Annotated in this window: 9 protein-coding genes; all 9 read right to left on the bottom strand. The window is 51.6% G+C overall.

Features of this window, described 5'->3' with window-relative positions; translation table 11 throughout:
- Window positions 1-7: 7 nt before the first annotated feature.
- The 9 genes from infB to FHT67_RS11275 all read right to left on the bottom strand — a co-directional run bounded on the left by infB (window position 8) and on the right by FHT67_RS11275 (window position 13,556).
- The gene (gene infB / locus FHT67_RS11315; protein WP_132305578.1) at window positions 8-2,797 is read right to left on the bottom strand and encodes a translation initiation factor IF-2; all 2,790 of its coding nucleotides are present in this window, start codon (window positions 2,795-2,797) and stop codon (window positions 8-10) included.
- Window positions 2,763-3,113, bottom strand: coding sequence for a L7Ae/L30e/S12e/Gadd45 family ribosomal protein (locus FHT67_RS11310; protein ID WP_091183487.1), 351 nt, complete (start codon window positions 3,111-3,113; stop codon window positions 2,763-2,765). The genes infB and FHT67_RS11310 overlap by 35 nt, the downstream gene beginning before the upstream one ends.
- Window positions 3,106-3,420 (bottom strand): RNase P modulator RnpM, encoded by a 315-nt coding sequence (gene rnpM / locus FHT67_RS11305; RefSeq protein WP_091181683.1) that lies wholly within the window; start codon window positions 3,418-3,420, stop codon window positions 3,106-3,108. Before rnpM ends, FHT67_RS11310 begins: the two co-directional genes overlap by 8 nt.
- 49 nt (window positions 3,421-3,469) lie before the next feature.
- Window positions 3,470-4,567, bottom strand: a complete 1,098-nt coding sequence (nusA, locus tag FHT67_RS11300) for a transcription termination factor NusA (protein WP_132305580.1) — start codon at window positions 4,565-4,567, stop codon at window positions 3,470-3,472.
- A 37-nt stretch (window positions 4,568-4,604) separates the two neighbouring features.
- Window positions 4,605-5,066, bottom strand: a complete 462-nt coding sequence (gene rimP / locus FHT67_RS11295; protein WP_132305582.1) for a ribosome maturation factor RimP — start codon at window positions 5,064-5,066, stop codon at window positions 4,605-4,607.
- 186 nt (window positions 5,067-5,252) lie between these two features.
- The gene (locus FHT67_RS11290) at window positions 5,253-9,566 is read right to left on the bottom strand and encodes a PolC-type DNA polymerase III (protein WP_167198156.1); all 4,314 of its coding nucleotides are present in this window, start codon (window positions 9,564-9,566) and stop codon (window positions 5,253-5,255) included.
- Window positions 9,567-9,608: 42 nt separating this feature from the next.
- Window positions 9,609-11,057, bottom strand: a complete 1,449-nt coding sequence (gene proS / locus FHT67_RS11285) for a proline--tRNA ligase (protein WP_132305586.1) — start codon at window positions 11,055-11,057, stop codon at window positions 9,609-9,611.
- 7 nt (window positions 11,058-11,064) lie between these two features.
- On the bottom strand, window positions 11,065-12,330 hold the full coding sequence (gene rseP / locus FHT67_RS11280; protein WP_167198154.1) for an RIP metalloprotease RseP: 1,266 nt from the start codon (window positions 12,328-12,330) through the stop codon (window positions 11,065-11,067).
- 86 nt (window positions 12,331-12,416) lie between these two features.
- Complete coding sequence (locus tag FHT67_RS11275; RefSeq protein WP_167198151.1) at window positions 12,417-13,556, bottom strand: 1-deoxy-D-xylulose-5-phosphate reductoisomerase; 1,140 nt, start codon at window positions 13,554-13,556, stop codon at window positions 12,417-12,419.
- Between the last annotated feature and the right edge of the window lie 50 nt (window positions 13,557-13,606).

The raw sequence follows: 13,606 nt of genomic DNA, 5'->3' as shown, positions 1-13,606 counted from the left end.
GCGTTAATCACCTCTCTACGGACTCCATTACGAAGGCTTCAATAATATCCCCTTCTTTGAAGTCGCTAAACCGCTCGATCGTAATACCGCACTCGTAGCCTTGAGCGACTTCTTTAACATCATCCTTGAAGCGTTTAACGGTATCCAGTTTACCTTCGAATACAACGATACCGCCGCGGATGACGCGAACTTCGGAGTTACGCGTAATTTTGCCGCTGATAACCATGCATCCTGCGATAGCGCCAACTTTGCTGAGCTTGAAGATGTTGCGTACTTCAGCTTGGCCTTGAACAACCTCTTTGAAGATTGGATCCAGCATGCCCTTCATAGCTTGCTCGATCTCTTCGATTACGTTGTAAATGACGCGATGCAGACGCACATCCACTTTCTCCTGTTGCGCGGCAAGATCAGCCTGAGGCTCAGGGCGAACGTTAAAGCCGATTACGATAGCGTTGGATGCCGCTGCCAAGTTAATATCGGACTCCGTGATCGCGCCTACGCCGCTGTGAATGATCTTGATGCGAACGCCTTCGATTTCAATTTTCGCCAGGGAGCCTTTCAGCGCCTCTGTCGAGCCTTGAACGTCAGACTTGATAATGATATTGAGCTCTTTGATCTCGCCTTCTTGAATATGCTTGAACAGATCGTCAAGCGTAACGCGGGAATTCGCGCCAAGCTCCGACTGACGTTGCTTGATCGAGCGACGGTCCGCAATGGCTCTTGCTTTGCGTTCGTCTTCGAATACCATGAACGGATCGCCGGCTAGAGGAACTTCTGTCAGACCGGTAATCTCAACCGGAGTAGAAGGTCCCGCTTCTTTGATACGGCGGCCTTTATCGTTCACCATTGCGCGGACGCGACCGAAGCAGTTGCCGGCAACGAAAGCATCGCCGATCTTAAGCGAGCCGTGCTGCACGAGAACGCGAGCTACCGGACCTTTACCTTTGTCAAGCTCGGCTTCGATAACCGTACCGCGTGCGCGTTTGTCCGCATTCGCTTTGTAATCATTAACTTCAGCTACGAGCAGAATCATCTCGAGCAGCTCTTCCAGTCCGAGACGTTGCTTAGCCGATACGTTCACGAAGATGGTATCGCCGCCCCACTCTTCCGGAACAAGCTCGTATTCGGTAAGCGCCTGCTTGATTTTGTCAGGATCTGCGTCCGGTTTATCGATTTTGTTAACCGCAACGATAATAGGTACGCCAGCGGCCTTTGCATGGTTGACCGCTTCAACGGTTTGAGGCATAACGCCGTCATCGGCTGCAACTACGATAATCGTAATATCCGTTACTTGAGCACCGCGAGCACGCATAAGCGTAAACGCTTCGTGACCCGGCGTATCGAGGAACGTAATTTTCTTATGATTGATCTCAACCTGATAAGCACCGATATGCTGCGTGATGCCGCCAGCTTCGCCGCCGGTTACGTTCGTATGGCGAATAGCATCAAGCAGAGTTGTTTTACCGTGGTCAACGTGACCCATGATCGTAACAACCGGTGGACGAGTAGTCAGATCCGCTTCGTCATCCACTTCTTCCACGGTTTCGAAGGTATCTTCTTCAACCGGAATTTTCACTTCAACCTCTACGCCAAATTCCTGTGCGATCAAAAGAATCGTATCCATATCCAGCTCTTGGTTAATGGTCGCCATTACGCCAAGAGAAATCAGTTTCTTGATGACCTCGGAAGCATCCTTATGCAGAAGCTTTGCCAGATCGCCTACTGTCATTGTACCGCGAACAATGATTTTCTTAGGCGTATTGTCGATTTTCTCCCGTGGAGGCTGTTGGGAATGGTTACGGTTATTTCTGCCGCCTTTGCCGCGGTTGTTAGAGTTTGTTCTGAAGTTCGGCTTGCCGTCGTCAAAACGCTTCTGGCTGCCGCTGTTATTTACTCTGCTCTTGTTTACTGCGTTGTTGCCTTTGCGGTTGTTTGTTTCGCCTGCGGCAGTACCACGCGAAGTTGGTGCCGGACGGGCCGCATCAAACGAACGGTTTTGGCCGCCGCCTTGACCTGGCGGACGATTGCCGCCCGGCGCGCCGCCTTGGCCCTGCGGACGGTTGCCGCCTGGTGCGCCGCCTTGACCCTGCGGACGGTTAAATCCGCCGCCTTGACCCTGTGGACGATTGCCGCCTTGACCGCCTTGACCCGGCGGACGGTTGTATCCGCCGCCGCCCTGCGGGCGATTACCGCCTTGGCCGCCTTGACCTTGCGGACGGTTGTATCCGCCGCCCTGCGGGCGATTGCCGCCTTGGCCGCCTTGACCTTGCGGACGGTTGCCTTGGTAGGAACCTTGACGGTTACCGCTGTGCTGCGGTCTGTTATTATTGCTGGAGCTGCTGCCGCCGGCAGTAGGGTTGGCTTGGCTTGAAGCCGTGTTGCTTGTATTTTCTTGCTGACTTTGCGGACGTTGTTCTTGTTGCGATTGGTTGGTTTCGGATGTCGTTTTAATAGAATTCATAGGCCCCTGTCTGTCCTGAGATAGATTTTTTTGTACCGTTTGATTAGGTTGCGGCTTGCTTGCAGTCTGCGCCTGTGGCTGAGGTGCCGCCGATACGGTAGCACTGCCGGATTCCTGGGCACGCTTTGCGGCCGCATTTTGCTTAATATCGCGGAAGAAGCCTTCCACTTTTTGAACCATTTCGTTTTCCATGACACTCATATGATTATTAACGGGCAGATTAAGCCGTTTAAGAATCGTTATAATTTCTTTACTGCTCATGTTTAGCGATTTCGCGTATTCGTATACGCGGGTTTTATCTTTATTGTCCTTGCTGTTGTCCTGTTGTTTGCTCAATATTATCCACCTCCGAATTTTGACTCAGATGACCTGCAATCATTTTTCCGAACTTTGCGTCAGTTACCGCCAGTACGACTCGTTCCGGCTTTCCAATGGCCTTTCCAAGCTGATCGCGGTCAAATGCTTCGGCGAGCTGTACCCCGTAGGTGTTGCATTTGTCGCGAAACTTCTTCTTCGTGTTTGGAGAAGCGTCACCCGCTATAATAACGAGCTGCGCTTCACCCTTACGAACCGCCTTGAGCACAATTTCATCTCCGGTAATAAGCTTTCCGGCTCTCATGGCCATTCCGAGCGAAGACAAGCCTTTATTCATCTTCATCGCTTTCCCGCTCCTTGCCTGCCAGAAACTCGTCTTCTACCGCTATGAAATCCTGTTCAAGCTGGTCGTAAATCGATGCGTCGACTGCCTGCTTTAATGCCCGGTCAAGCGCCTTGGACTTCTTAGCCAGCTTAAAGCAGCTGACCTGTCCACATAAATAGGCGCCGCGACCGGCTTTTTTCCCCGTCAGGTCTATAAGCACTTCTTCGTTTGGTGTCCGAACAACCCGTATGAGTTCTCTCTTTGGCTTCATTTCTTGGCATGCCACGCACTTGCGAAGCGGCACTTTTCTCGGTCTCACCGCACACCCCTCCTTTGCCCGTTAATGGACCCAAGATGCGAGCCTGTTATTAATCGATAGAAACGGAATCCTGGTGCATGGTGCCGGTCGACGTTTTCGGACGGCCGTACTCCTGCTCCGCTTGGGTTTCGCTCTTGATATCGATTTTCCAGCCAGTCAGCTTCGCGGCAAGGCGCGCGTTCTGACCCTTAATGCCGATTGCAAGAGACAGCTGGTAATCAGGTACGATTACGCGGGCCATTTTCTCTTGTTCGAATACGATAACCTCCAGCACCTTCGACGGGCTGAGCGCATTCGCGACGTATTCCTCTACGCTCTCCGACCAGCGAACGATATCGATCTTCTCGCCGGTAAGCTCGTTAACGATGGTTTGTACGCGCATGCCTTTCGGACCTACGCAGGATCCAACCGGATCAACCTCTTCGTTGCGCGAATAAACGGCGATCTTCGAACGGTAGCCGGCTTCGCGGGCAACGGAACGAATCTCGACGACGCCGTCGTAAATTTCCGGAACCTCAAGCTCGAAGAGACGCTTAAGAAGCCCTGGGTGAGTACGGGACAAAATAATTTGCGGCCCTTTAGTCGTGTTCTCTACTTTAGTAATATACGACTTCACGCGGTCGCCGTGCTTAAATTTGTCCGTAGGCATCAGCTCGGTAAGCGGAAGAACCGCTTCAACCTTGCCAAGGTCGACAAACAGGTTGCGCGTATCCTGGCGCTGCACGATACCGTTAACGATATCCTCTTCCTTGTCGATAAACGCGTTGTAGATCAGACCGCGTTCCGCTTCGCGTATACGCTGCGTAACGACCTGTTTAGCGGTCTGGGCGGCAATACGGCCAAAGTCGCGGGGCGTAACCTCGATATCCGCGATATCGTCCAGCGCGTAGTGCGGGTTAATCTCCCGCGCGGCGTCAACGGTAATTTCAAGACGCGGATCGAGCACTTCGTCTACTACCGTCTTGCGCGCGTATACTTTAATAACGCCGCTGTGGCGGTTAATGTCCACGCGTACATTCTGCGCCGTATTGAAGTTGCGCTTGTAACTCGATATCAAAGCCGCTTCAATCGCTTCTAACAGCACTTCCTTTGCAATCCCTTTATCCCTCTCGATTTCCGACAATGCTTCAATAAAATCCATGCTCATTGGAATGGGGTTCCCCCTTTCAAAAATAAACCGCTATTTAGAACACAATCGCAAGACGAGCGCTCGCGACCTTGGCGTACGGAATGACATGCTCTTTTTTGCCGATTTTTACGGTAGCCTGTTCACCGTCAAAAGCGGTAAGCTGTCCTTCAAATTCCTTCGAACCGTCAAGCGGCTCGTAAGTCGTTATGTAGACATGCTTGCCTACGGCCTTGCGAACATCTTCCGGCTTCTTAAGCGGACGCTCCGCCCCCGGGGATGATACTTCCAGGAAGTAAGCATCGGATACCGGATCGTTTTTATCCAATTCCTCGCTCAAAAATTCGCTGATTCTGCCGCATTCGTCAATATCGATGCCGCCTTCCTTGTCTACGAACACCCGAAGGAAGAAGTTGCTGCCTTCCTTGACGTACTCAATATCAACAAGTTCAAATCCATTGCTGTTGAGGAAAGGAGTAACCATAGCCTCAACGACGGTTTTGATTTTGGATGTGCTCAATCGGTGTAACCTCCTGTTTCTTCATACGCCTGCCAGCGGCCCATTCGTATGCGAAAAAAGCCGTTTACAAAACGTAAAGAGTGGGTTTCCCCACTCTCTGCTTCAAGTCTCTATCCACATCATTGCCACAAAAATTATATCATAACCGCATAGGGGTGACAAGAAATGTTTTCTAACACGCAGCGTCTAGAACAAGGACAGCTGGTTGGATTCCGGCAATCCGCGGAAGCATCCCATGCCCGTCAATACCTCGATAACGGTCTTACTCGCCTTGGATCTCTGCTGGAAATCTTCAATGGACAGGAACTCTCCCGCATCCTTGGCAGCCGCTATATTGCGCGCGGCATTTTCCCCGATACCGGCAATGGCCGAAAACGGAGGAATAAGCGTTTCGCCGTCAACGATAAATTTCGTTGCATCCGAACGATACAGATCGATCGGTTTGAAGGAGAAGCCGCGGGCTGTCATCTCTAGTGCCATTTCCAGCAAGGAAATGCTGTTCTTTTCTTTGGTCGTGGCATTAAAGCCCTTGTCCTCGATCTCGATAATCTTCTTCTGAATGGCATCGTAGCCTTGACAGAGCAGCTCGAGATCAAAGTCTTCCGCGCGAACCGAGAAATACGTTGCATAGTATTGAATCGGATAATACAGCTTGAAGTAGGCGGTCCGCACCGCGGAAATAACGTACGCGGCGGCATGGGCCTTCGGGAACATGTATTCAATCCGAAGACAGGAATCAATGTACCAGGCCGGCACCTTGCATCGCTTCATCTCTTCGATCCATTCCGGAGTAAGGCCTCTGCCTTTACGCACGCTTTCCGTGATTTTGAAGGCGAGTCCGGCATCCATGCCCGCTTTATAGATCAGATACAGCATGATATCGTCACGGCAGCCGATAACGGTCTTGATGTTGCAAGTGCCCTTCTTGATCAGCTCCTGCGCATTGCCAAGCCATACCCCGGTACCATGCGACAATCCCGAAATCTGAAGCAAGTCGGCAAACGACGATGGCTGCGTCTCCTGAAGCATCTGCCGAACGAACTTCGTGCCCATCTCCGGAACGCCGTATGTCGCTACCGGTGTCCGGATCTGCTCAGGGGTCACGCCTAACGCTTTCGTCGAATTGAACATGCTCATTACTTTAGGGTCGTTCATCGGAATAGTCGTCGGATCGACACCCGTCAAATCCTGCAGCATCCGCATCATGGTCGGATCATCGTGCCCCAAAATATCAAGCTTCAGCAAGTTGGCTTCAAAGGCGTGATAATCGAAATGCGTCGTCTTCCACTCCGCGTTCACGTCATCCGCCGGGTATTGCACCGGAGTAATGTCTTCGACTTCCATGTAGTTCGGAACAACAACGATACCGCCCGGATGCTGGCCCGTACTCCGCTTCACGCCGGTTACACCGGAAGCAAGGCGCGACAATTCCGCGCTGCGCCATGTTTTGCCATGATCCTCGGCATACTTGCGCGCAAATCCATAGCCGGTTTTTTCGGCTACCGTACCGATTGTGCCGGCACGGAATACGCATTTGTCGCCGAACATGATCTTGGTGAAATTATGCGCCGTTGGCTGGTATTCACCGGAGAAATTAAGATCGATATCGGGAACCTTATCGCCCTTGAAACCAAGGAAGGTCTCAAACGGGATATCCTGTCCTTCTCCTTTCATCGGCAGATTGCATTTCGGACAATTTTTGTCCGGCAAGTCGAATCCACTCGGGACGCTTCCGTCAAGGAACCATTCGCTATGCCGGCATTCCGGGTTTTTGCACAAATAATGCGCTGGCAGCGGATTAACCTCTGATATGCCCAAGAATGTCGCAACCACGGAAGAGCCTACCGATCCCCGCGAACCTACGAGGTATCCGTCGGCATTGGACTTCTTAACGAGCTTTTCCGAAATCAAGTAGTTCGCGGAGAAGCCGAATTTGATAATCGGCACAAGTTCCTTCTCAAGCCGGTCGATAACGACTTGAGGGAGCTCATCCCCGTACATAGATTTCGCCGTGTTATAGCATGTGCTCCGAATTTCTTCTTCCGCCCCTTCGATAATCGGGGTAAACAGCTTGTCCGGGAACATCTCGAACGGCTCGAAACGGTCGGCAAGCTCGTTTGTGTTCTTGACAACGACCTCGTATGCCCGCGCTTCACCGAGGAAGGCAAACTCACGAAGCATCTCGTCGGTCGTCCGCAAATGGGCATCCGGCTTCCGGATGTCCTTCAGCGGGCTGAATCCGGTAATGCCGTGAATCGCGATATCGCGATACAGCTTGTCCCGAGGATTCAAATAATGGACGTTCCCCGTTGCGATAACAGGCTTGCCAAGCTCATCGCCGATTTCGCAAATACGGCGCATGGCCTGCTCGATTTCAGCGCGGCTGCCTACAAGTCCTTTATCTACAAGATGCATGTAAAAGTCCACCGGCTGGATTTCGAGCACATCGTAGAACCGGGCAACTTCAAGAGCTTCTTCATAAGATTTATTTAGCACCGTCTCGAAGAATTCACCCTTCTCGCAGCCGGAAATGACAAGAATGCCTTCTCGCATGTCGACAAGCTTGCTCTTCGGAATACAAGCAACGCGTTTGAAATGCTCGGTATGGGAAATCGAAACCATCTTGAACAGATTTTTTTTGCCGACTGCGTTTAACGCGTAAATGTTGCAATGGAACGGCCTGGAATTGGAAATGTCCAGACCGACATAATCGTTTAATTGATGAAGTCCCGTAATATTGCGTTCAGCCGCGTCATTGATAAGGCCGTACATTACACCGCCGAGAGCAACGGAGTCGTCCACGGCACGGTGATGATTCTCAAGAGAAACTTTGTATTTTGCGGATAACGTATTAAGACGATGATTCTTAAGCGTCGGGTGAAGAAATCTTGCGAGCTCCAGCGTATCGAGCACGGGATTCGTTAATTCCGGCAGGCCGATAGACTTGAGATTGGCTTGAATAAACCCGATATCAAACCTTGCGTTATGGGCGACCAGAATGCAATCCCCTATAAACTCGACAAATTCGCGAAGCTTCGGCTCCAGCTCCGGCGCGTCCTTAACCATATCGTCATTGATATTGGTCAACTGCTGAATATGGTAAGGGATTTTCTCATGAGGGTTGATAAAGGTGGAAAAACGGTCGATCTCCTTGCCGTTCTGCATTTTTACGCCAGCAAGCTCGATAATTTTATTATTTATGATGGATAAGCCTGTGGTCTCAATATCAAATACGACATAAACGGCAGAAGCAAGCTGTTCTTCTCTTGAATTCAATACCATCGGCACCGCGTCATTCACAACATTGGCTTCAAGCCCGAATAGTACTTGGATATTATTCTTTTTTGCCGCCTTGAACGCTTCCGGATAACAATGAATATTGCTGTGGTCCGTGATCGCAATCGCCTTGTGTCCCCACTTGGCCGCCATCTTCACATACTCGCCAATCGGCGTCACCGCGTCCATCGCGCTCATGGTGGAATGAAGATGGAATTCAACGCGCTTCTCCTCCGCATTGTCTTTACGGTCCGGCGGCGAAGAGATCTCTTGGAGATCATTAGGGATCATCACAAGCTCAGGCTCTTGCATGAATCGGTCGTAATCGACCTTGCCGCGGGCCTTTACCCATTTGCCATTAGACAGCAGGCTGAGGATTTTCACGTCTTCCTTCGTCTTGGCGAACATCTTCATCGCCATGGAATCGGTGAAGTCCGTTACGTTAAAGGTGAATAAGGTCATTCCGTTGCGGAGCTCCTTCACCTCGAGGCCGAATACTGCCCCCTGAACCGTAACCTTCTTCTCCTCTTCCCGGATATTCATAAGCGGGGTAGGTTCATCCCTGATATCATAGCCCATTGCCAATTTGACAGGCTCTTCGTCGCCTTCTGCCTCATTAGATTCGGCAACGCTCTCCATGATTTGAATGACGGCTTCCCTCTCCGCTTGGTCCCGCTTCTGCTGGAACTCTTCATAGGCATCCTGTCTGACCTGCTCGCCAACCTCCAGCTTAACCCGGTAATTCCGGCTGAAGGTCCGTTCGTAAAAGTTGCTGATCGCTTCGTCGATTCGCTTCTTCTTCGCAAGCTCCAGCCCCATGCCATCCAGCAGCGATACGACCATCATCTCGTCCGTCGGCTCCATGCCGGCTTTGCTAAGCCAGCCGTTAACCGATGCATTCTCCTGCTGGACCCATTCGAGGAACAAAGGCCAGTATTCTCGGGCAATGTCTGCCGATGAAACGGCATCGTCATATAGAAGTTTAAAGGAAGTTTCGGCAATATGAGCGAACTTCATGTTCACGGCTTGAGTTAAAGCCATAAATGCCTTATAAGGAACTAAAGACGTTTTGCGAATGCAAAACGTCCATTTTCTGTTGCTTTTCCCTACAACGACTTGTTCGATATAACCGTCCTTGTAATAGGAATTTATAATTTCGAGCGGCAGCCCCGCTTGCTGCATAAGCAGCTCAAAGCGCTGCCGGTTGTCTCCGGTTTGGCTCATGGCAATCAATCACTCCTGTACGATCCAATCCGATCGATGCTTTTAGTAGGCACGTGCAAATACGACCGTGTGCTCCGCATGATCACCGCATACGAGACATTTGCTTTTCTTCTTCTCCGGTTCGAATGGGATGTTGCGGCTTGTAGCGCCAGTCTCTTCCTTCACTTGCTTCTCGCAAGCAGCGGAACCGCACCAGCCGGCCAGTACAAATCCACGTTTCTCTTCCATCGAAGCTTTCATCTCGTCAAGCGTCTCTACGTCGTAGAAATTATCTTCGCGGAATTTTTTCGCTTTCTCATACATATCGCGTTGAATATCGGCAAGCATCGTTTCCACTTCCGCAATCAGGTTATCCTGGCGAACGATCCGTTTCTCGCCGCTAATGCGCGATACGAGAACAACTTGTCCGTTTTCCATATCGCGTGGACCAAGCTCGAGACGAAGCGGAACGCCGCGCATCTCGTACTCGTTGAACTTCCAGCCCGGACTTACGTCGGAACGGTCGTCAACTTTAACTCGGACGCCGGCTTTTTTCAATTCCGCATAAAGCTCGTCTACCCGTCCAACCACTTGATCGCGGGTTTTAGCCGGACCAATCGGAATCATAATCACTTGCGTCGGCGCAACCTTAGGAGGCAATGCCAATCCGCGGTCATCGCCATGAACCATAATCATAGCACCAATCAGCCGCGTGCTCACGCCCCAAGATGTGGTATGCGCGAACTGAAGGGTATTCTCGCGGTCCAAATATTTAATGTCGAACGCAACGGCAAATTTAGTGCCCAAATAATGGGACGTACCGGCTTGCACCGCCTTGCCGTCTTTCATCATCGCTTCGATGGAATACGTGTTAACCGCGCCGGCAAAACGCTCGGATGGCGTCTTTTCCCCTTCGATAACCGGAATAGCCAGGAACTCTTCCACGAATTCGCGGTATACCGTCAGCATTCTCATCGTTTCTTCGCGGGCTTCATCTTCGGTCTCGTGAGCCGTATGGCCTTCCTGCCACAGGAATTCGCTTGTGCGAAGGAACGGCAGCGTACGCTTCTCCCAGCGGACAACGTTCGCCCATTGGTTAATAAGGAGCGGGAGATCGCGATAAGATTGAATCCATTTGGCATACATATGGCCGAACATCGTTTCCGAAGTCGGGCGAATCGCCAGACGCTCTTCCAGCTTCTCGCCTGCCGCTTCGGTTACCCAAGGCAGCTCGGGATTAAAGCCTTCGACGTGCTCCTTCTCCTTCTGGAAAAAACTCTCCGGGATAAAGAGCGGGAAGTAGGCATTGCGGTGGCCGGTTTCCTTGAAACGGCGGTCCAGGTCGCGCTGAATATTTTCCCAAAGCTCATAGCCTTCCGGACGGAACACGATACAGCCGCGTACCGGCGAATAATCCATGAGCTCCGCTTTCTTAATGACATCGATATACCATCTGGAAAAATCTTCGCCTTGTGGCGTAATTTCGGTAACAAACTGTTTATCCTTGGACATAACCGACTTATGGCTCCCCTCGTACCAATCGCAAAATATCATTGTAAGTCACCACAAGCATCAGCAGCATTATTAAGGCAAAACCGATGAAGTGGACCATGCTTTCCCGGCTTGGATTAACCGGACGCCCGCGAACCGCCTCGAGACCGAGGAAAATAAGCCTGCTGCCATCAAGCGCGGGAATCGGCAGCAAGTTGAATATGCCTAGATACAGGCTTAACAGAGCCGTCCATGACGTCAGGTCCGTGATCCCCTTGCGGGCAATCTCGCTCGTCATTTCCGCTGTACGGACCGGTCCGCCCAAATCATCGAGCTTAAAGTCTCCGATGATAATCTTCTTGAAGCCTTCGAAAATGCTGATCGTCATCGTCTTCATCAGCTTCGCCGCACCGGTAATGGTCTCCCCAACCGTTGCGCTGCGGAACTGATAAGCCGCTCTGAGGCCAACCTTGCCGACGCCTTGATCATCCGCCACCGGAGTCAGCTTAACCGGTTCAAGCGTCCCGTTGCGGATGACATTCAATTGAATCGGCTTGCCTGCGGAAGCACCGATAATATCAATCATTTTGTCATAATCGGTGCCGATCTTGACGCCGTTGACGGTATCGATCAAATCACCTTTTTGCAGTTGTGCCTGCTCGGCCGGCATTCCTTTGGTTACTTCGTCAACCAGCAAGCCTTGCGGCGTTCCAGCGAGCTGTATGTATGCCATGAACAAAACAAACGCAAGCACAAAGTTCATGAGAGGGCCTGCAAAGATGGACATGGCGCGCGCGCCAACCGATTTGCTTCCGAATTGACGGTCGATCGGAGCAATCTGCGTCTCTTTCCCTCTTGAAATGAGAAGCGCTGCAGGATGAACGGAGAAACGGTCGTTCTCCCCTTCAACGTCAAGGGAAACGAACAAATCCTTCTCCAGATCAATGCCAGTCACTTCCCCGCGAATAACGCCGCTCCGCTCATCCAGACGATCAAGATAAATCCGGGTAACCTGATTATTCTTGACCCGAACGGCTACCGTTTGGCCGACAGTAACCTCTACAATCTCCGGATCCTCGCCTGCCATGCGGACAAAGCCGCCTGCGGGCACAAGTCTCAGCGTAAAGCGCGTTTCGCCGCGTTTGATCGAAAAGAGCTTAGGCCCAAAGCCGATAGCGAATTCCCTTACCAATATCCCGGCGCGTTTCGCGAAAAAATAGTGTCCCCATTCGTGAATGGTCACAATGACAAAAAATACGAGCACGGTCATAAATATGACCCGAATCATCTCCATAGCGAGCCTCCTGTTCGTAACGGCCTGTACATAGATTATCATTATTCTCCCGTACGATACAAGAGAACCGCAGGTTAAGGCAAAAGCTAGATGACCGCTGCCTCTTTACGAGCCCACGCGTCTATTTCTGCAATAGCCTGCAAATCATTTACTGCTGTTACCGAGTGGCGCTCGAGAACGCGCTCCAGCACTCGCTCAATGCCCAAGAAATCAATCTCCCCGTTCAAGAAACGGGCTACCGCAACTTCATTGGCTGCATTGAACACCGTTGGCGCCGATTCGCCGGCACGGCCGCAGTCAAAGGCAAGTTTGAGGCAAGGGTATCTCGCAAAATCCATCTCGCGGAAATGCAGCTTCCCGATTGCCGCCAGATCCAATCGGCCAGTCGGCGTCGGACGGCGATTCGGATAAGTAAGCGCATATTGAATCGGAACCCGCATATCCGGCAAGCCCAACTGAGCAATTACGCTATTGTCGCTGAATTCCACAAACGAATGGATAATGCTCTCCGGGTGAATCAGGACCTTGATCTGATCGTAAGTCACATCAAACAGCCATCTGGCTTCGATGACCTCCAATCCTTTGTTCACCATGGTTGCGGAATCAATCGTGATCTTGGCTCCCATCGACCAGTTCGGATGGTTCAATGCTTCCGCGACCGATACGCCTTCCAGCTGTTCGCGCGTACGGTCGCGGAACGACCCGCCGGATGCCGTTAGGGTAAGCTGCTGCAAAGCCTTCGAATCTTCCCCGTTCAGGCATTGGAAAATCGCCGAGTGCTCGCTGTCGACCGGAATAATCGAGACGCCTTTTTCTCTGGCGCGCTCCATCACGATATGGCCGGCAGTCACAAGCGTTTCTTTGTTCGCCAGCGCAATGGTCTTGCCAGCTTCAATGGCGGCAAGTGTTGCAGGAAGACCGCGGCTGCCAACAAGCGCTGTCACGACAACATCGGCATCGTTATTCGCCGCGATTTCCACAAGCCCCTCCTCGCCATACAGGATCTGAGTATCCGGAGGCAATTCCGTCTTTGCCTGCTCTGCCAACTCCTTGCTGGCCAAGCAAACCGCCGAAGGCCGGAATTGTCTGGCCTGCTCGACCAGCAGTTGCAGGTTATTGCCCGCTGACAAGCCGACAACCTTGTAGCGGTCCGGATCATTGGCAATAACGTCTAGCGTCTGGGTGCCTATGGAGCCGGTGGAACCTAAAATGGTGATTTTTTTCATGGATTCCTCCTGGAACTCGTTTGATGCGTAATTTGCTCTCGAAAAACATT

Origin of the sequence: Paenibacillus sp. BK720 (assembly GCF_011761545.1) — a bacterium.
GTDB lineage: Bacteria > Bacillota > Bacilli > Paenibacillales > Paenibacillaceae > Pristimantibacillus.
This window is presented reverse-complemented; position numbering and strand designations above follow the sequence as displayed.